Annotated in this window: 19 protein-coding genes; 11 read left to right on the plus strand and 8 right to left on the minus strand. The window is 61.9% G+C overall.

Annotated elements, in window-relative coordinates:
- The first annotated feature begins 149 nt into the window (after positions 1-149).
- From AC27IQ_RS09635 to AC27IQ_RS09650, 4 genes are all read left to right on the plus strand, one after another.
- Complete coding sequence (locus AC27IQ_RS09635) at positions 150-560, plus strand: YgiW/YdeI family stress tolerance OB fold protein (protein ID WP_487089335.1); 411 nt, start codon at positions 150-152, stop codon at positions 558-560.
- A 207-nt stretch (positions 561-767) separates the two neighbouring features.
- Positions 768-1,526, plus strand: a complete 759-nt coding sequence (aat, locus tag AC27IQ_RS09640; RefSeq protein WP_487089342.1) for a leucyl/phenylalanyl-tRNA--protein transferase — start codon at positions 768-770, stop codon at positions 1,524-1,526.
- Positions 1,523-2,260 carry an arginyltransferase gene (locus tag AC27IQ_RS09645; RefSeq protein WP_317358992.1) on the plus strand — a complete coding sequence of 246 codons (738 nt, stop codon included), beginning with the start codon at positions 1,523-1,525 and terminating at the stop codon, positions 2,258-2,260. Before aat ends, AC27IQ_RS09645 begins: the two co-directional genes overlap by 4 nt.
- A 67-nt stretch (positions 2,261-2,327) precedes the next feature.
- Positions 2,328-3,131, plus strand: coding sequence for an IclR family transcriptional regulator (locus AC27IQ_RS09650; protein ID WP_284430924.1), 804 nt, complete (start codon positions 2,328-2,330; stop codon positions 3,129-3,131).
- A 127-nt stretch (positions 3,132-3,258) separates the two neighbouring features.
- Here the strand turns inward: AC27IQ_RS09650 and AC27IQ_RS09655 are convergent, their stop codons facing one another.
- The 6 genes from AC27IQ_RS09655 to AC27IQ_RS09680 form a co-directional block, all read right to left on the minus strand.
- Positions 3,259-4,356 carry a serine hydrolase gene (locus tag AC27IQ_RS09655; protein WP_487089336.1) on the minus strand — a complete coding sequence of 366 codons (1,098 nt, stop codon included), beginning with the start codon at positions 4,354-4,356 and terminating at the stop codon, positions 3,259-3,261.
- Between the two features lie 115 nt (positions 4,357-4,471).
- Positions 4,472-6,010, minus strand: coding sequence for a 2-isopropylmalate synthase (locus AC27IQ_RS09660; protein WP_284406930.1), 1,539 nt, complete (start codon positions 6,008-6,010; stop codon positions 4,472-4,474).
- 207 nt (positions 6,011-6,217) lie between these two features.
- Positions 6,218-7,051, minus strand: a complete 834-nt coding sequence (pssA, locus tag AC27IQ_RS09665) for a CDP-diacylglycerol--serine O-phosphatidyltransferase (RefSeq protein WP_284427766.1) — start codon at positions 7,049-7,051, stop codon at positions 6,218-6,220.
- A 196-nt stretch (positions 7,052-7,247) separates the two neighbouring features.
- Positions 7,248-8,264: a ketol-acid reductoisomerase gene (ilvC, locus tag AC27IQ_RS09670; protein WP_284430922.1), complete on the minus strand. Its 1,017-nt coding sequence runs from the start codon at positions 8,262-8,264 to the stop codon at positions 7,248-7,250.
- A 63-nt stretch (positions 8,265-8,327) separates the two neighbouring features.
- Positions 8,328-8,819: an acetolactate synthase small subunit gene (gene ilvN / locus AC27IQ_RS09675; RefSeq protein ID WP_092743827.1), complete on the minus strand. Its 492-nt coding sequence runs from the start codon at positions 8,817-8,819 to the stop codon at positions 8,328-8,330.
- A gap of 143 nt (positions 8,820-8,962) precedes the next feature.
- Positions 8,963-10,750, minus strand: coding sequence for an acetolactate synthase 3 catalytic subunit (locus tag AC27IQ_RS09680; protein ID WP_487089337.1), 1,788 nt, complete (start codon positions 10,748-10,750; stop codon positions 8,963-8,965).
- A gap of 284 nt (positions 10,751-11,034) precedes the next feature.
- On the opposite strand from AC27IQ_RS09680, the gene AC27IQ_RS09685 reads away from it, so the two are divergent.
- The 6 genes from AC27IQ_RS09685 to AC27IQ_RS09710 all read left to right on the plus strand — a co-directional run bounded on the left by AC27IQ_RS09685 (position 11,035) and on the right by AC27IQ_RS09710 (position 14,518).
- Positions 11,035-11,604 carry an RNA polymerase sigma factor gene (locus AC27IQ_RS09685; protein WP_272569459.1) on the plus strand — a complete coding sequence of 190 codons (570 nt, stop codon included), beginning with the start codon at positions 11,035-11,037 and terminating at the stop codon, positions 11,602-11,604.
- Positions 11,601-12,047 carry a DUF3619 family protein gene (locus tag AC27IQ_RS09690; RefSeq protein ID WP_284430920.1) on the plus strand — a complete coding sequence of 149 codons (447 nt, stop codon included), beginning with the start codon at positions 11,601-11,603 and terminating at the stop codon, positions 12,045-12,047. The genes AC27IQ_RS09685 and AC27IQ_RS09690 overlap by 4 nt, the downstream gene beginning before the upstream one ends.
- A 16-nt stretch (positions 12,048-12,063) precedes the next feature.
- Positions 12,064-12,918: a DUF3106 domain-containing protein gene (locus AC27IQ_RS09695; RefSeq protein ID WP_317358979.1), complete on the plus strand. Its 855-nt coding sequence runs from the start codon at positions 12,064-12,066 to the stop codon at positions 12,916-12,918.
- 34 nt (positions 12,919-12,952) lie between these two features.
- A complete protein-coding gene (locus AC27IQ_RS09700) occupies positions 12,953-13,471 on the plus strand; it encodes an RDD family protein (RefSeq protein ID WP_487089338.1) in 519 nt (172 codons plus the stop codon).
- A gap of 62 nt (positions 13,472-13,533) precedes the next feature.
- Positions 13,534-13,929: a diacylglycerol kinase gene (locus AC27IQ_RS09705; protein ID WP_284430918.1), complete on the plus strand. Its 396-nt coding sequence runs from the start codon at positions 13,534-13,536 to the stop codon at positions 13,927-13,929.
- Entirely contained in the window at positions 13,922-14,518 is a 597-nt protein-coding gene (locus AC27IQ_RS09710) for an LOG family protein (RefSeq protein ID WP_487089339.1), read from the plus strand. Before AC27IQ_RS09705 ends, AC27IQ_RS09710 begins: the two co-directional genes overlap by 8 nt.
- A gap of 33 nt (positions 14,519-14,551) precedes the next feature.
- On the opposite strand, the gene AC27IQ_RS09715 is transcribed toward AC27IQ_RS09710, so the two are convergent.
- Together AC27IQ_RS09715 and AC27IQ_RS09720 are read right to left on the minus strand one after the other, a co-directional pair.
- Positions 14,552-14,890: a P-II family nitrogen regulator gene (locus tag AC27IQ_RS09715; protein WP_092743842.1), complete on the minus strand. Its 339-nt coding sequence runs from the start codon at positions 14,888-14,890 to the stop codon at positions 14,552-14,554.
- 62 nt (positions 14,891-14,952) lie between these two features.
- Positions 14,953-16,605, minus strand: a complete 1,653-nt coding sequence (locus tag AC27IQ_RS09720; RefSeq protein ID WP_487089340.1) for an NAD+ synthase — start codon at positions 16,603-16,605, stop codon at positions 14,953-14,955.
- Between the two features lie 248 nt (positions 16,606-16,853).
- Between AC27IQ_RS09720 and AC27IQ_RS09725 the strand changes: the two genes are divergently transcribed.
- On the plus strand, positions 16,854-17,467 hold a 614-nt coding region (locus AC27IQ_RS09725; RefSeq protein ID WP_487089341.1), incomplete at its 3' end, for a peptidogalycan biosysnthesis protein.

Consider the following 17,467-nt stretch of genomic DNA (forward strand, 5'->3'; position numbering starts at 1 on the left):
TTTTTTGACCAGGCATTGCCGACATCGACCGAACCGGCCGTCCGGCCATCGCCTACACCCTGCCCTCTGCCGCTTCGGCATCCTTTGTGGTTCCTTGCTGCGGGTCACCCAACCCGCAGGCCATTCAATCATCCCAAAGGAGTGAATCCATGCAGAAAACCACCACCGCGTTCGTTCTCACCCTCGGCCTGCTGGGCGCCGCCGCACCGGCCATGGCGCAGTACACCGGCCCCACCACGGGCGAACATGCTGCAGCACCCGCAGCCGGCAGTGGCTACACCGGGCCCACCTCGGTGCCCACGATGACGGTCAAGCAACTGCTCGACACCGCCACGGACGACCAGCACGTCCGCCTGCAAGGCCGCATCGTGTCCCATGACGGTGGCAAAAACTACACCTTCGCAGACGACAGCGGCCGCATGCCCGTCGAGATTTCGGACAAACGCTTTCCGGCAGGCCAACCCATCAGTGCCCAGCAGCGGGTGGAACTGGTGGGAGAGGTCGACAAGGGCATCCGCAAAATGGAGTTCGAGGTGGAGCAGGTTCACCTGATTCCCTGATCGGATGAGGCTGCGGCCCGAGCGCCGCCACTCGCCCCAGTGAAAGGCCATCCGCGGGGATGGCCTTTTTGCCATCGCCTGCTGAAGGCAGGCTCGGATCGACTCCATCCAAGCAGTCTCCGCACAACCGATCCGAAGGTGGCCTCCCCGCCCCGCAGCCCTGCGCACTCGGCGACAATGCATTGCTTCTTCCATTTTTCCCTGTGCATGGCTGACGATCATTTGCCTTGGCTGCAACCCGGCGACGAATTTCCCAGCGTGGCGCTCAGCTGGGGCAGCGAATCCGCGGCCCCGGGACTGCTGGCCGCTGGTGGAAATCTCAGCGTCGCCCAATTGAAAAGTGCTTACCAGCAAGGCATTTTTCCGTGGTTCAGCCCCGGTCAACCCGTGCTCTGGTGGAGCCCCGATCCCCGCATGGTGCTGCCCGTGGCGGAATTTCATCTGCACCGTTCACTGCGCCGCACCTTGCAGAAATTCCGCGTCTCGCCCCAGTGCGAAATCCGCGTGGACCATGACTTCGGCGCGGTCATCAAGGCCTGTGCCGGCACGCCAAGGTCGGGCCAGAACGGCACCTGGATCGTGCCGCAGATGGTGGACGCCTATCGTGCATTCCACACCGCCGGCTTTGCGCACAGCGTGGAGGCGTGGGTCGACGGCCGGCTCGTCGGCGGGCTGTACTTCATCGCGCTGGGCAAAGCCGTTTTTGGCGAATCGATGTTCGCCCACGCCACCGATGCATCGAAGGTCGCGCTCGCAGCTTTCGTGTGCTTGTGCCGGCACCACGGCGTGGCGCTCATCGACTGCCAGCAGAACACAGCCCATCTGGCGTCTTTCGGCGCCCATGAAATAGACCGCGCCCGGTTCCTCGACCACGTGGCAAAGGCCTCCCGGGAAGCACCGGTTTCCTGGAAATTCGAGCCCGTATACTGGACTGCGCTGATGCCCCCTACTGGGAATCCGGGATGACGCAACTCAACGATCTGCCGCTGCACACCTTGCAGTTTTATGCCACGGCCCCTTACCCATGCAGCTACCTGCCTGCACGGCAGGCACGCTCGCAGGTTGCCACCCCCAGCCACCTGATCCAGAACGATGTGTATTCGGATTTGGTGTCGCGGGGGTTTCGCCGCAGCGGCATGTTCACCTACCGCCCCTACTGCGATGGCTGCCAAGCTTGTACGCCGCTGCGCGTGCTGTCCAAATCGTTCAAGCCCGATCGCAGCCAGCGCCGCGCATGGGCGAAGCACGGAAACCTGCAGGCACGCGTCCTGCGCCTGGGCTACGTGCCCGAGCACTACCAGCTTTATCTGCGCTACCAGAACCTGCGCCACTGCGGCGGCGGCATGGACCACGACAGCATCGACCAGTACACCCAGTTCCTGCTGCAGAGCCGGGTCAACTCCCGGCTCGTGGAGTTCCGTGAACCCGACCTGGACGGCACACCCGGTGCATTGCGGATGGTCTCGATTCTGGACGTGTTGGACGACGGCTTGTCTGCCGTCTACACGTTCTACGAACCCGACCCCAGCTGCAGCTACGGCACCTACAACGTGCTGTGGCAGATCGAGCAGGCGCGCACTCTGGATCTGCCCTATGTCTACCTGGGCTACTGGATCGAAGAGAGCCCGAAGATGAACTACAAGGCACGCTTCCTGCCCCATGAATTGCGGACCAACGGCGAATGGAGACTCGCGCCATGAGATGGTGAAGACGGCCGCCCTGCATTTCACAAGATAAAATGCGCGCTTCTCGTCAACACACATCACCATGAAAAAAGACGATGCCGGCGCGCCCGCCAAACCCAGCGTCCAGGTGCTGGAGCGCATGTTTGCACTCATCGACGTGCTCACCTCGCGCGAGGAAGCGATTTCCCTCAAGGAAATCAGCGAGAAGACCGGTTTGCACCCTTCCACGGCCCACCGCATCCTGAACGACCTGACCATCGGCCGTTTTGTGGACCGCCCGGAATCCGGCAGCTACCGCCTCGGCATGCGTTTGCTGGAATTGGGCAACCTAGTGAAAGCGCGCCTGAGCGTGCGCGATGCGGCGCTGACCCCGATGCGCAACCTGCACAAGCTGATCCAGCAGCCCGTCAATCTGAGCATGCGCCAGGGCGATGAGATCGTGTATGTCGAGCGAGCCTACAGCGAACGCTCCGGCATGCAGGTGGTCCGTGCCATCGGCGGCCGAGCGCCGCTGCATCTGACGTCGACGGGCAAACTGTTTCTGGCCGCAGACGATCCTCAGCGGGTCAGAGCCTATGCGATGCGCACTGGCCTGTCAGGACACACCCGCAACAGCATCACGCAGCTGCCGGTGCTGGAGCGCGAATTGGGCAAAGCCCGCCAATACGGTATTGCGCGAGACAACGAGGAACTCGAACTTGGCGTGCGCTGCATGGCAGCGGGCGTGTACGACGACCAGGCCCATCTGGTCGCAGGCCTTTCGATCTCCGCCCCTGCGGATCGCCTGGATGAGAACTGGCTGCCAAAGCTCCAGGCGACTGCCAGCGAAATCTCCCAGGCCCTGGGTTATTCCACCAGCCGGCGCGACAAAACAACTGCCCCCTAGCATGCCCCAAGAAAAAAACGCGCATGGCAAACAATGCGCGTGGTTCAAAGGGGTCGGATCGCCTTTGGTCTTTCGCCTCTCCTGATCTCAAGCCCTGCCATTCAGAACAGGCGGGGACCGAGTTGCGTTAGGGCTTCGTGCCGATGGCGTGAAGGGTGGGCGCACCACCAATGGAAGGCAGTTTTTCCACCCAGTTGCGCACGCGCTCAGCATCGCCCAGGCGGCTGAACTTGCCTGCAGAATCCAGGAAAACCATGATCAGCTTGCGGCCCGATATCTGAGCCTGCATCACCAGGCAACGGCCTGCTTCGGAGATGTAGCCCGTCTTCTGAAGGCCGATGTCCCAAGCCGGGCTTTTCACGAGCCGATTGGTGTTGTTGTACTGCAGCGTGCGGCGCCCCACGGCCACTTCATAGCTGGGAGACGTAGTGAGTTCGCGCAGCATGGGATCGCCATGGGCAATATTGACCAAGGTGGCCAGATCGCGGGCACTGGACTGGTTATGGCTGGACAGGCCCGTGGGCTCCACATAGCGGGTATCCGTCATGCCCAGCAGCTTCGCCTTCGCGTTCATCTGCGCGACAAAAGCCTCCAGTCCGCCAGGGAAGGTGCGGCCCAAGGCATGTGCCGCACGGTTTTCGCTGGACATGAGGGCCAGATGCATCATCTCGCCCCGCGTGAGGGTCGTGCCCACGGCCAAACGAGAACTGCTGAACTTCTCGGTATCCACATCGTCTTGCGTGATGGTGATGGGCTCATCCATCGGCAAGTGGGCTTGCGATACGAGCAGCCCGGTCATCAATTTGGTCAGCGATGCAATGGGCAGAACGGCATGGTCGTTCTTGCTCAGCAGGACTTCGTTGGTCTCCTGGTCGATGACCAAGGCCACGCTGGACTTCAAATCCAGGGGATCGGTGAGGGAGTGCAGGCCGGCGACTTGTCCGAAGGACAACTTTTCAGGGACGGCCACCATGCGAGTGGCGACCTTCACGCTGCGCGCAGATGCGCGGGTGGTGGCCTTGACACGGGTCACCGCCTTGCGGGAAACCACCGTGGCAGAGCGTGCCACAGGACGCTGTTTGGCAGTCGAAGATGCAGCCTGCTTCTTGACCTGCACCTTCTTTCGCTCTGCCGCGTGCACCGAGGTGGCCGTGAGCGCAATGCTCATCGCAAGGAATGCGACGGTGCGAAAAAAACGAGAAGAAGCGCGAGGGCGTACGTGCATCAGAATGCTCCAAGCGGTAAAAAGTGTTTGTCAGTGTACAGAATCGAAAAAAGTCGCGCAAGATCAATACCTTGCGCGACCTTTCAATAAAGTGAATGAATTATAAATTCGATGATCAGCCTTGTGCGGCGACTCGATCGGCTTTACTTTGTAATTTGTTCAACGCACTGATATAGGCTTTGGCTGACGCGACCACGATGTCGGGGTCTGCGCCCACCCCGTTCACCACCCTGCCGCTGTTCTGCAGCCGCACCGTCACTTCCCCCTGGCTCTCCGTCGAACCGCTGATGGCATTGACCGAATAGAGCACCATTTCGGCCCCACTTTTGACGTGCGACTCGATGGCCTTGAGTGAAGCATCCACAGGCCCATTGCCATCCGACTGGCCCCGCACCTCCTTGCCGCCCACGGTGAAGACAATGGTGGCTTGCGGGCGCTCGCCCGTTTCGCTGTGCTGCGACAACGACACGAAGCCATACTGCTCCTGCTCGTTAGCAGCACTCTCACCACTGACCAGCGCCAAGATGTCTTCGTCGAAGATCTCGCTTTTGCGGTCCGCCAACTCCTTGAACTTTGCGAAAGCGCTGTTGACGTCCGTTTCGCTGTCAAGCTGCACACCCAATTCAAGCAAACGCTGCTTGAAGGCATTGCGGCCACTCAACTTGCCCAGCACGATCTTGTTGGCAGACCAGCCCACATCCTCGGCCCGCATGATTTCGTAGGTGTCACGGGCCTTCAGCACGCCATCCTGATGGATCCCGCTGGCATGCGCAAAAGCATTGGCGCCCACCACGGCCTTGTTGGGCTGCACGACGAACCCCGTCGTCTGGCTGACCATGCGGCTGGCCGCCACGATGTGCTGGGCCTCGATGCCCAGCTCCAGTCCAAAGTAGTCCTTGCGTGTCTTGACGGCCATCACGATCTCTTCCAGCGAGCAGTTGCCTGCCCGCTCGCCCAGCCCGTTGATCGTGCACTCGACCTGGCGGGCACCGCCGATCTTCACGCCCGCCAGAGAGTTGGCCACCGCCATGCCCAGATCGTTGTGGCAATGCACCGACCAGATGGCCTTGTCGCTGTTGGGAATCCGCTCCCGCAAAGTCTTGATGAAGTTGCCATACAGTTCGGGAACCGCATAGCCGACGGTATCGGGCACGTTGATCGTGGTGGCTCCTTCCGCAATCACGGCTTCCAGGACGCGGCACAGGAAATCCATCTCGCTGCGGTACCCGTCCTCCGGGCTGAACTCGATGTCGCCAATCAGGTTGCGGGCGAATCGGACCGACTGCTTGGCCTGCTCCAGCACCTGCTCTGGGGTCATGCGCAGCTTCTTTTCCATGTGCAGCGGACTCGTCGCAATGAACGTATGGATGCGGGCGCTATTGGCCCCTTTCAGCGCTTCCGCTGCGCGCGAAATATCACGATCGTTCGCGCGGGACAGGGAGCAGATAGTCGAGTCCTTGATGGCTTGCGCGATGGACTGTACCGCCTCGAAATCCCCGTTGGAGCTGGCAGCAAACCCCGCTTCGATCACATCGACCTTGAGACGCTCGAGTTGGCGCGCAATGCGCAGCTTCTCGTCCTTGGTCATGGATGCGCCAGGCGACTGCTCGCCGTCGCGCAACGTGGTGTCGAAAATAATCAGCTTGTCTGCCATTGTGTTTCTCCAGAGATGGTGGGGGCCGCAACGTTGAAATTCTGGCACGCAAAGCAAAAAGGCCCGCTGCGGATGCATACGGGCCTTTTTGCAAGAAGAGCGCCTGTGCGCTAGCGTCTTCGCCCGAAAGCGAATAGCGATAGCAGCGGCAGTGCCAGCGTTTTCATGCGGCGCAATGTAGCACACCAGCCTGACGCAGCGGCGCAATCACTTGTGCAGGCCCCGTTCGTCCGGCTCGTCAGTGGACATGCTGATCACGCTGCTGTGCTGCCCTTTCGCCTTGCGCCACGCATAGACGAAGTATCCGCTCAGACCATACAGCACGAACACGCTGAACAGCACGGTGGGTGGGTGGATGTTGATGATGGCGATACCCAGCGCGATCAAAACGATGACGGCGAACGGCACACTCTTCTTCATCTGAATGTCTTTGAAACTGTAAAACGGGACATTGGTCACCATCGTGAGGCCCGCATACAGCGTGAAGCCGAACATGGTCCAGCTCACCTGTGACCAGCTCATCCAGCCCGTCTCGCCGCGGCGCACACCGAGTTCCGTCAACAACCAGATGAAGCCTGCCACCAATGCGGCGGCGGCAGGCGATGGCAAGCCTTGAAAGTACCGCTTGTCCACCACGCCGGTGTTCACATTGAAACGGGCCAATCGCAGGGCCGCACAGGCGCAATAGACGAAAGCGGCGATCCATCCCCAGCGTCCCAGCCCCTTCAGCGCCCACTCATAGGCAATGAGCGCTGGTGCGGCTCCGAAAGACACCATGTCGGAGAGCGAGTCCATCTGCTCGCCAAAGGCACTCTGCGTATTGGTCATCCGGGCCACACGCCCGTCCAGGCTATCGAGCACCATGGCACAGAACACACCGACGGCAGCAAGATCGAAGCGGCCATTCATGGCCATCACGATGGCATAGAACCCCCCGAAAAGCGCCGCCAACGTGAACAGATTGGGCAGTATGTAGATGCCTTTTCGCCGCTTGCGCACCACCAGGGGCGTGTCATTGGCGAAATCATTGCCCTCGTGCATCAAAAGAACCTCCAGCGCCCACACGGTCAGCGCAAGCAGCTATCAAAATTAGAGTACCTCTGCCGGATCCCAGTGATCGGCAGACAGCGGAGTGTAGTGCCTGCACACACTATGAGAATCCAAAGAAAAAGGCCACCGAAGTGGCCTCCCTGCAATCTTGTTACCCACGGCCGAGACCGCAGGCACGCGGCGGCGATCAGTTGCGGGTCTGGTCCACCAGCTTGTTCTTGGCGATCCAGGGCATCATCGCGCGCAGCTTGTTGCCCACCACTTCGATGCTGTGGTCGGCCGTGTTGCGGCGGCGAGCCGTCATCGATGGATAGTTCAGGCGGCCTTCCTGAATGAACATCTTGGCGTAATCGCCGTTCTGGATGCGCTTCAGGGCGTTGCGCATGGCTTCGCGCGACTGAGCATTGATCACTTCCGGGCCGGTCACGTACTCGCCGAACTCGGCGTTGTTCGAGATCGAGTAGTTCATGTTGGCAATGCCGCCTTCGTAGATCAGGTCCACGATGAGCTTGAGCTCATGCAGGCACTCGAAATAAGCCATTTCAGGAGCGTAGCCGGCTTCGACCAGAGTTTCATAACCCATCTTGATCAGCTCGACCGCGCCACCGCACAGCACAGCCTGTTCGCCGAACAGGTCGGTCTCGGTCTCTTCCTTGAAGTTGGTCTCGATGATGCCGGCCTTGCCGCCACCATTGGCCATGGCGTACGACAGGGCCAGGTCGCGGGCCTTGCCGGACTTGTCCTGGTGCACTGCCACCAGATGGGGCACGCCACCGCCTTGGGTGTAGGTGTTGCGCACGGTATGACCGGGAGCCTTCGGGGCCACCATCCAGACGTCCAGGTCAGCGCGGGGCACGACCTGGTTGTAATGCACGTTGAACCCGTGTGCGAAGGCCAGCGATGCGCCCTGCTTGATGTGGGGGGCCACATTGTTCGTGTAGACCTCGGCGATCTGCTCGTCGGGCAGCAGAATCATGACGACGTCGGCAGCCTTCACCGCTTCGTTCACTTCCAGCACATTGAGGCCAGCCTTGCCGACCTTGTCCCACGAGGCCCCGCCCTTGCGCAGGCCAACCACGACCTTCACGCCGCTGTCGTTCAGGTTTTGCGCATGGGCGTGCCCTTGCGAGCCATAGCCGATGATGGCCACGGTCTTGCCTTTGATCAGGCTCAGGTCACAGTCTTTATCGTAGAAAACTTTCATGTTGGCTCCAGGTTGAATCGATGAGGGGGTATTGAAAAAAGGTGAGGAAATAAGCGGAGTGGATCAAACACGCAGAATGCGTTCACCGCGGCCGATGCCGCTGGCGCCGGTTCGAACGGTTTCCAGGATGGCGGTGCGGTCGATGGCCTGCAAAAACGCATCGTTCTTGGACTGATCTCCCGTCAACTCGACGGTGTAGCTCTTCTCTGTGACGTCGATAATTCGGCCGCGAAAGATGTCCGCCATACGTTTCATCTCTTCGCGCTCTTTGCCGACAGCACGCACCTTCACCATCATGAGCTCCCGCTCGGTGTACGCGCCCTCGGTCAGGTCGACCACCTTCACGACTTCGATGAGGCGGTTCAGATGCTTGGTGATTTGCTCGATCACGTCATCGGACCCCGTGGTCTGTATCGTCATGCGCGAAAGCGACGCGTCTTCCGTGGGAGCCACGGTCAGCGATTCGATGTTGTAGCCCCGTGCGGAAAACAGGCCGACGACGCGGGACAGCGCGCCGGGTTCGTTTTCCAGCAGGACGGCAATGATGTGCTTCATGGGTGCAGATTCCTCTTTTCGCTGCCCTCCCCTGGCGCTGGTAAGCGCCAAGCTCGGCAGGCAATAGATTCGTCGTTGGAGATATTGCTACTCAAAGAATAGCTGGAAACGCTTTATGGCAAAGCGCTGAAGAGCGATTAGGCTTAAAGATCTTCCGATCCCAAAAGCATTTCGGTAATGCCCTTGCCAGACTGAACCATTGGGAACACGTTCTCCGTCGGATCAGTGCGGAAGTCCATGAAAACCGTGCGGTCCTTGAGCTTGCGCGCCTCGCGCAGCGCGGGCTCGACGTCTTGCGGCCGCTCGATCAGAAGACCCACGTGGCCATACGCCTCCGCCAGCTTCACGAAGTTGGGTAACGCGTCCATGTAGCTGTGACTATAGCGGCCAGAATATTCAATTTCCTGCCACTGCCGCACCATGCCAAGGTAACGGTTGTTCAACGCACAGATCTTGATGGGAGTGTTGTATTGCAGGCAGGTGGACAACTCCTGAATGTTCATCTGCACCGAGCCTTCGCCCGTGATGCAGAACACTTCGGCGTCCGGCTTCGCCAGCTTGATGCCCATGGCATAAGGAATACCCACACCCATCGTGCCAAGTCCACCGGAGTTGATCCAGCGGCGCGGCTCATCGAATCGATAGTACTGAGCCGCCCACATCTGATGCTGCCCCACATCGGAGGTCACATAGGTGTCGGCATCCTTGGTCATGTTCCAGAGGGTTTCGACCACGTATTGCGGCTTGATGACTTCGTTGTTGCTGCGATCGTATTTGAGGCATTCGCGCTTGCGCCAGCCTTCGATCGTGTCCCACCAGGCGGCCAAGGCACCGGCATCGGCCCGAGTGCTGGATTCGCTCACCATGGTGATCAGCTCCGTCAGTACATCCTTGACGTCGCCAACGATGGGAATATCGACCTTGACGCGTTTGGAGATGCTCGAAGGGTCGATATCGATATGAATGATCTTGCGATCGTTCTGCGCAAAGTGCTTCACGTTGCCGATGACGCGGTCATCGAACCGTGCGCCGACCGCCAGGAGCACGTCACAGTTCTGCATAGCGTTGTTGGCTTCGATCGTGCCATGCATGCCCAGCATGCCGAGGAACTTGCGATCGCTCGCCGGGTAGGCGCCCAATCCCATCAGGGTATTGGTCACCGGATAACCCAGCATGCCCACCAACGTGCGCAATTCTTGCGTGGCATTGCCCAGCAAAACGCCGCCACCCGTGTAGATGTAAGGCCGCTTGGCGGTCAGCAGCAACTGCAGCGCCTTGCGGATCTGGCCGCCATGGCCTTTGCGAACAGGGTTGTAGGAGCGCATTTCGACGCTCTGCGGATACCCGTGGTAGGCCACCTTCTTGAAGGAGACGTCTTTCGGGATATCGACCACCACCGGTCCGGGCCGGCCGGTGCGGGCGATGTGGAAGGCCTTTTTCATCGTCATGGCCAGATCGCGGGCATCCTTGACGAGAAAATTGTGCTTCACGATGGGGCGCGTGATGCCCACGGTATCGCACTCCTGGAAGGCGTCCAGCCCGATCGCGGCCGTCGGCACCTGTCCGGAGATGATGACCATGGGAATGGAATCCATGTAGGCCGTGGCGATTCCGGTCACGGCATTGGTCAATCCGGGGCCGGAAGTGACGAGGGCGACCCCCACTTCACCAGTGGCACGGGCGTAGCCGTCGGCAGCATGCACTGCAGCCTGCTCGTGGCGCACGAGCACATGCTGAATGGTCTCTTGCTTGTAGAGCGCGTCGTAGATGTAGAGAACCGCGCCACCCGGATAGCCCCAAATGAATTGCACGCCTTCGGCCTGCAAAGACTTGATGAGGATTTCGGACCCCATGAGGTCCTGGGACGGGGAATGCGAAACGCCCTGCGTGGCAGCGGCCGCCGAAGTGATTTCGGCCTTGGAGATTTCCATGATCAACCTTTGCGAATTTCTCTAACGAAAAACCTTGGGTGCCCCTTGTGCGGACTCTTGTGGAGCCGACTTGGAACTTGAGGCTTCGGACATGGGCGAGATGATTGCTGCGCCGGACCGAAACCCGTTTGCCTTTTGAATTGCAGGCCGGATTATGGCACTGCAACATGGATTCTGGGCACGGCAGGCCCAAAAGACTTGAAGTCAATGCGATAAACTCGGCAATCCACGCGCTGGCTTTCTCGCCAACGAACCCCAAGCCCCGATCAGCGGGCACCTTTGTCTTGGCTACCGAACAAGAACTCTCCAACTTCCTCAAAAGCGTAGAAAAGCGGGCCTACAAGCGCTCGCTCTATCACGTACGCAATGAGGAGTCGGCGCTGGACATCGTTCAGGACAGCATGCTCAAGCTGGCCGAGCACTATGGTGACAAGCCGGTGGCCGAGTTGCCCATGCTCTTTCAGCGCATTCTTTCAAATTGCACGCTGGACTGGTTTCGGCGTCAGAAGACCCGCAATGCGTTGTTTTCTAGCATGAGCGACTTCGAAGGGCCGGGAGAAGACGGTGCAGATTTCGATCTGCTGGAAGCCTATTCGGGCCCCGAGGGCGGCGAGACAGCCCAAAGCGCGGAAGATCTGGTCAGGCGTGCCCAGGTTTTTCACGACATCGAAGCGGAAATTCAAGAGTTGCCAGCTCGTCAACGGGAGGCGTTTTTGATGCGTTACTGGGAAGAGATGGATGTTGCAGAAACGGCGGCTGCGATGGGCTGCTCGGAAGGCAGCGTCAAAACGCACTGCTTTCGTGCCGTCCAGACCCTCAGCAAAGCACTGAAGGCGAAAGGAATCGAACTATGAATTACCAGTCCTCAACCCATCCTGCGGAAATTGCCGCAGAGCGTTTTGCGCGCCGTGTGACGGCACGCCTTTCCGATGGCACGGCCGAGCTTCCTTACGATATTTCCGAGCGGCTCCGTGCTGCGCGGGTGCAGGCCCTTGCGAAACGCAAGGTGGTCGCACCGGCGCGGCAGACGGCTCCCGCCGTGTTGGCTTCCGGCAATAGCGCGGTGCTGGGCTGGGGCGGAGAAGGCGGTAGCTGGTGGCGCGCCCTGGTGTCGGCCGTTCCAATCACCGCACTGCTCGTCGGGCTGGTGGTCATCAATGTCTCGCAGGACGAAAAAGGGGTGAACGAGGTGGCAGAGGTGGACGCCGCCTTGCTCACGGATGATCTTCCGCCATCTGCTTATGCCGATCCGGGATTCCTTCAATTCCTCAAAACGTCCGCCAACCCGACCCACTGACCCTATTGCAGATTGCATGCCCACCAGCCCTTTGGACGCCCCCCGCCTGATGCCAGCCGCCGTGCTGGCTTTTGTCTTGCTGGGCGCGCTCGTCGCGGGCGGCTGGCAAGCCTGGACACAGGTCGGGATGGCACCGGTGGCGCCCATGCCAGCCGAGGCGCTGGCCAGCAAACACACGGCCCGTGGGCCGGAGTTACGGCTTCAGGATCCTGACAGTGCAGGCTCGGGGCCTGCATGGCAATCTTTGACGGCCGCGCAAAAGGAAGCGCTCGCCCCCCTGGCCTCCCGCTGGAGCCTGCTCAGCGAGGCGCAAAAACGGCGCTGGATCACACTGTCCGCAAGCTTTCCCACCTTGTCGCCACAAGAGCGCGAAAAGATGCTGGGGCGCATGACCGACTGGGCCAACCTCAGCCTTCAGCAGCGCAGTCAGGCCCGTTTGAACTACGCCGCCACCAAGAAACTGGCCGTGGATGACAAGTGGGCCCAGTGGGAGGCGTACCAAGCCCTGCCTACCGAGGAAAAGAAACAGCTGGCGGCCCGTGCGGCCCCTCGGCCCACCGGCGCGGCCACGGCGATCCGGCCCGTGGCCCCTCGCAAGCTGGCCCGCGTTCCTGCCGCCGCGGTCGCGAATGCAAACCGCCCCAATCCCCCCAAGATTCCGCCGGTGAGCGAGTTCCATCCGACCCAGGCATTGCCGGTATCGGTCCCAGCGGCCAGCCTGGCACCTCCAGTGGAAACGGCACCCGTCTCGGTGCCGATCGCTGTTCCCTCGCCCCTGGCGCCGCTGAGCGGCGCAGAGCCGGTGGCCGCCGAGGCAGCCCCCCCTGCCGCCCCGACCCAGGACAACACCCCGCTTCACCCGCCTCAGTGATACCGCCATGTCTGCGTCTCCGTCTCAGAGCACCATGGCCAGCCATGACATTTCCCGCACCGCGATGAACGGCACCACCCCTTCGCTGCGCCGTCGCATGGCTTGCTGGCTCTACGAGGGCATGCTGATGTTCGGGGTGGTGTTCATTGCCGGCTATCTTTTCGGCACGCTCAGCCAGACACGCAATGCGCTGGACAACCGCCATGCGCTCCAGGGTTTTCTTTTCGTTGTCTTCGGCATCTATTTCGTCTGGTTCTGGGCCAGAGGACAAACGCTGGCCATGAAGACCTGGCATATCCAGGTGGTGGACCGGCTGGGACAGCCGATCACGCAGACCCGGGCCCTCGCCCGTTACGCGCTGAGCTGGCTGTGGTTTTTGCCGCCGCTGGCGGCCATGGCGCCGTTCCAGCTGTCCGGTGGTGAATCGGCGGTCATTCTGCTGGGGTGGGTGGCGGTCTGGGCATTGTTGAGCCGGTTTCAGCCCGAGCGGCAGTTCTGGCACGACATCTGGGCCGGCACGCGGCTCGTGCATTTCGAACACGCCAAAAAGTAAGCCGACAACTTCTTTCGCCGGAGGCGATAACTGCCACACAGGCCGGCGAAAATGCGTGGCCTATGTCTGCCCCCTTCACACCCCATCCCCACAAGGCCCGCACCGGCCTGCACCGCCTGTGGCATGCCGGACAATATTCGCTGCAGGGCCTTCAGGCCGGCTGGGGCGAGAAGGCTTTTCGGCTGGAGGCATGCATGGCTTTCGTGCTGCTGCCCGCAGCATTCTGGCTGGGCCGTGGCTGGTTGGAGGTGGCGGCGCTCGCCGGCACGGTGGTTCTGGTGCTGATCACCGAACTGCTCAACTCCGGCATCGAAGCCGCCATCGATCGCATCGGTCCCGAGTTGCACGATTTGTCCAAGCGCGCCAAAGACATGGGCAGCGCTGCCGTCTTGTTGAGTGTGTTGCTGTGCTCAGGCGTCTGGGCTGCAGCCCTGTTTCAGAGGTTTTTCCATGGCTGAGCCGTTTTTTTCCCTGTGCGTCTATCTGGGGTCGCGCCCAGGTGAAAACCCGTTATTCACCGAATCAGCCATTGCCGTCGGCGAATGGATCGGCCGGCACGGCGGCCAACTGGTCTACGGTGGCGGTCGCAGCGGCCTGATGGGCACGGTGGCCGAGGCCACACGGCGCGCGGGTGGTCGCGTGCTGGGCGTGATTCCCCGGGCGCTCGTGGACAAGGAACTGGCCAACCGGGATTGCGATGAACTGCACATCGTCGAGACGATGCACGAGCGCAAGGCCATGATGGCCGAGCGCTGCAACGCTTTCCTGGCCCTTCCAGGCGGCATCGGAACGTTCGAAGAATTGTTTGAGGTGTGGACGTGGCGCCAGCTCGGCTACCACGACAAGCCCATCGGCCTGCTGAATGTGGACGGCTACTACGACGGTCTGATGGCGTTTCTGCAGACCAGCGTGGCCAGCGGGCTCATGAGCGACTGGCAGATGGGTCTGATGACGGCCTCCTCCGACCACGAAAGCCTCCTGCAGTCCCTGGTCGAGGCCGCCGGCATGCAGGGCACGCAGAAGGCTCCGTTGCGGGCGGTGATCTGAGCCAGCGCAGCCGCCCAGGCGCGCAGTCGACCATCAGACGGCGGCTTCGTCCAGGTCGCCCGTGCGGATGCGCACCACACGCTCCACGGCGGTGACGAAGATCTTGCCGTCGCCGATCTTGCCCGTGCGCGCCACGTTGACGATGGCGTCCACGCAGCGGTCCACGTCGTCGGTCTTCACGACCACTTCCACCTTCACCTTGGGCAAAAAATCCACCACGTACTCGGCGCCACGGTACAACTCGGTGTGGCCCTTCTGGCGGCCGAAACCCTTCACTTCGGTGACAGTGAGGCCCGTCACGCCGCACTCGGCCAGGGCTTCGCGGACTTCTTCGAGTTTGAAGGGCTTGATGACGGCGGTGATCATTTTCATGGCGGAAACTCCTGGAAAGGTGAAATGCGAGGGATGCTCAAGGCCGCGTCGTCGTCGATCGCTCACGCCCGGAAACGGTTGGTGATGGGATAGCGCCAATCCTTGCCGAAGCTGCGGCGGCTGATGCGGATGCCCACCGGCGCCTGGCGGCGCTTGTATTCATTGAGCTGGATGAGGCGCGTCACGCGCTCCACGTCGGCCCGGTCGTAGCCGGCTTGCACGATGGCATCGATGGGCTCGTCGTTCTCCATGTACCGGGCGACGATCGCGTCGAGCACCTCGTAGGGCGGCAGGCTGTCCTGGTCCTTCTGGTCGGGGCGCAACTCGGCGCTCGGCGGGCGCGTGATGATCCGTTCGGGAATGGGCTGCGCGCCGGTTCCGAAGGGGTCGTTGGCATTGCGCCAGCGCGCCAGCGAGAACACGGCCGTCTTGGCCACGTCCTTGATGACGGCAAAGCCTCCTGCCATGTCGCCGTAGAGCGTGCAGTAACCCGTCGCCATCTCGCTCTTGTTGCCGGTGGTGAGCACCACCGCACCGAATTTGTTGGACAGCGCCATGAGCAACGTGCCACGGATGCGCGCCTGCAGGTTTTCCTCGGTGGTGTCTTCGGGCAGGCCGGCGAACTCCTGCGCCAGCGCGGCCTTGAACGCCTCGAATTGCGGGGCGATCGAGATTTCGTCGTAGCGCACGCCCAGGCGCTCGGCCATGTCGCGCGCGTCGATCCAGCTGATGTCCGCGGTGTAGGGCGAAGGCATCATCACGGCGCGCACCTTGTCAGCGCCCAGCGCATCCACGGCGATGGCCAGGACCAGCGCCGAATCGATGCCGCCCGACAGCCCCAGCAGCGCGCCGGGAAAGCCGTTCTTGCCAACATAGTCGCGCACCCCCATGACCAGCGCGCTCCACAGATCGGACTCCAGCGCGGGCAGCGGCGCGACTTCGGCCTTCAATTCGATCGCCCCCTGCGCGACGTCCACGCGGACCGGAAAGCAGGCTTCCTCGAATCCGGGCGCACGCGCGGCCACGAAACCGTTGGACTGCAGGGCAAAGGAACGGCCTTCGAAGAGCACCTCATCCTGGCCACCGACCAGGTGGGCATAGACCAGCGGCAGGCCGGTCTCCGTGACACGCTCGCGCATGATCTGCTCGCGCTCGGCGCTTTTGCCCAGGTGGAACGGCGACGCGTTGATGGTGACCAGCAACTGCGCCCCCGCCTGCGCCGCCCGACGCGCGGGGCCTTCGAACCAGGCGTCCTCGCAGATCAGCAGGCCGACGCGCACGCCCTCCACGTCAAAGAGGCAGGTGCCGTCGCCTGGCAAGAAGTAGCGCCGCTCGTCGAACACGTCGTAGTTCGGCAGTTCCTGCTTGAGGTAGGTCTGCTCGACCACCCCATTGCGCAGCACGCTGGCAGCGTTGTAGCAAAGCCCTTCGCCATCCGCTTCGGCCCGCTGAGGATGCCCGACCACGATGGCCAAGCCCTCGAACCGCGCCGTCTCGCGCGCCACCGTTGCCAGTGCATCCTCGCAGCCCGACAGAAAAGCGGGGCGAAGGTAGAGGTCTTCGGCGGCATAGCCGCACAGCGACAGTTCGGGCGTGAGCAGCAGGCGCGCGCCGGCGGCATGGGCTTGCTGGGCGCAGGCAATGATCTTGCGGGCATTGCCCGGCAGATCGCCCACCACGAAATTGAGCTGGGCAACGCTGATGACGAATGGCATACGGGGATGGAAAAAGGACTCGAACGATTATGTCACCCGCGTCCTGCACGATGGCGCCTTGCGCCACAAGGCCCTGCGTTATCCCCGCGGGCACTGGAAAACTCTGTGGATAAGTCGTGGCTTGCCCTGTAAGGCGGTCCTAACTCCTTGTCAGGCCTGAAAGAATGTCCCCGTGCCCTCTTTTTAGGCACACGGACTGGTGTGGATGCCATACCTCCCTGAGGCGGCGAAGCCCGGTTTGGGCCATGATGGCGTCCCCCCTCCAACGACCGCACGCCGCCTTGTCCCAACCCGCCGATACCGCCTACGTTCTGCGCCTGCACCCGTCTCCCGACGAGGTGAACGCCGATGCCTGGGATGCGCTCCTGGCCGCCCAGCCCCACGCCACCCCCTTCATGCGCCACGCCTACCTTTCGGCGCTGCACAGCAGCGGCAGCGCGGTGCCGGAAACCGGCTGGACGCCCGTGTTCTGCACGCTCTGGCGGGAGGAGGTGCTGCAAGGCGCGTGCGCGGTGTATGCCAAGCCGCACTCCTACGGGGAATACGTGTTCGACCAGGGCTGGGCGGGTGCCTATGCGCGCCACGGCATGGACTACTACCCCAAGGCCGTCGTGGCCGTGCCCTTCACCCCCGTGCCCGGAGCGCGGTTGCTGGCCGTGGACGCGGCGGCGCGGCATGCGCTGGTGCGGGCGCTGGTGCAGTGGTGCGAAGAGGCGGGCCTGTCGTCGCTGCACCTGCTGTTCACCGCCCCGCAGGATGTCGAGGCCGCGCGGGCAGCGGGGCTGATGCTGCGGCACACGGTGCAGTTTCATTGGACGAACGCGGCGCCCTCGCACGGCGCCGGCGCGCTCGCCTCGCCGGA

The organism is Acidovorax sp. KPB24-07 (assembly GCF_057543315.1).

What these genes read in the sequence shown, in the direction of transcription:
- AC27IQ_RS09715 (WP_092743842.1), bottom strand. Translation starts at nt 14,890, where the DNA reads ATGAAAATGATCACCGCCGTCATCAAGCCCTTCAAACTCGAAGAAGTC.
- AC27IQ_RS09635 (WP_487089335.1), top strand. Translation starts at nt 150, where the DNA reads ATGCAGAAAACCACCACCGCGTTCGTTCTCACCCTCGGCCTGCTGGGC.
- ilvN (WP_092743827.1), bottom strand. Translation starts at nt 8,819, where the DNA reads ATGAAGCACATCATTGCCGTCCTGCTGGAAAACGAACCCGGCGCGCTG.
- AC27IQ_RS09710 (WP_487089339.1), top strand. Translation starts at nt 13,922, where the DNA reads ATGGCTGAGCCGTTTTTTTCCCTGTGCGTCTATCTGGGGTCGCGCCCA.
- pssA (WP_284427766.1), bottom strand. Translation starts at nt 7,051, where the DNA reads ATGCACGAGGGCAATGATTTCGCCAATGACACGCCCCTGGTGGTGCGC.
- AC27IQ_RS09660 (WP_284406930.1), bottom strand. Translation starts at nt 6,010, where the DNA reads ATGGCAGACAAGCTGATTATTTTCGACACCACGTTGCGCGACGGCGAG.
- AC27IQ_RS09655 (WP_487089336.1), bottom strand. Translation starts at nt 4,356, where the DNA reads ATGCACGTACGCCCTCGCGCTTCTTCTCGTTTTTTTCGCACCGTCGCA.
- ilvC (WP_284430922.1), bottom strand. Translation starts at nt 8,264, where the DNA reads ATGAAAGTTTTCTACGATAAAGACTGTGACCTGAGCCTGATCAAAGGC.
- AC27IQ_RS09650 (WP_284430924.1), top strand. Translation starts at nt 2,328, where the DNA reads ATGAAAAAAGACGATGCCGGCGCGCCCGCCAAACCCAGCGTCCAGGTG.
- AC27IQ_RS09700 (WP_487089338.1), top strand. Translation starts at nt 12,953, where the DNA reads ATGGCCAGCCATGACATTTCCCGCACCGCGATGAACGGCACCACCCCT.
- AC27IQ_RS09680 (WP_487089337.1), bottom strand. Translation starts at nt 10,750, where the DNA reads ATGGAAATCTCCAAGGCCGAAATCACTTCGGCGGCCGCTGCCACGCAG.
- AC27IQ_RS09705 (WP_284430918.1), top strand. Translation starts at nt 13,534, where the DNA reads ATGTCTGCCCCCTTCACACCCCATCCCCACAAGGCCCGCACCGGCCTG.
- AC27IQ_RS09690 (WP_284430920.1), top strand. Translation starts at nt 11,601, where the DNA reads ATGAATTACCAGTCCTCAACCCATCCTGCGGAAATTGCCGCAGAGCGT.
- aat (WP_487089342.1), top strand. Translation starts at nt 768, where the DNA reads ATGGCTGACGATCATTTGCCTTGGCTGCAACCCGGCGACGAATTTCCC.
- AC27IQ_RS09645 (WP_317358992.1), top strand. Translation starts at nt 1,523, where the DNA reads ATGACGCAACTCAACGATCTGCCGCTGCACACCTTGCAGTTTTATGCC.
- AC27IQ_RS09720 (WP_487089340.1), bottom strand. Translation starts at nt 16,605, where the DNA reads ATGCCATTCGTCATCAGCGTTGCCCAGCTCAATTTCGTGGTGGGCGAT.
- AC27IQ_RS09695 (WP_317358979.1), top strand. Translation starts at nt 12,064, where the DNA reads ATGCCCACCAGCCCTTTGGACGCCCCCCGCCTGATGCCAGCCGCCGTG.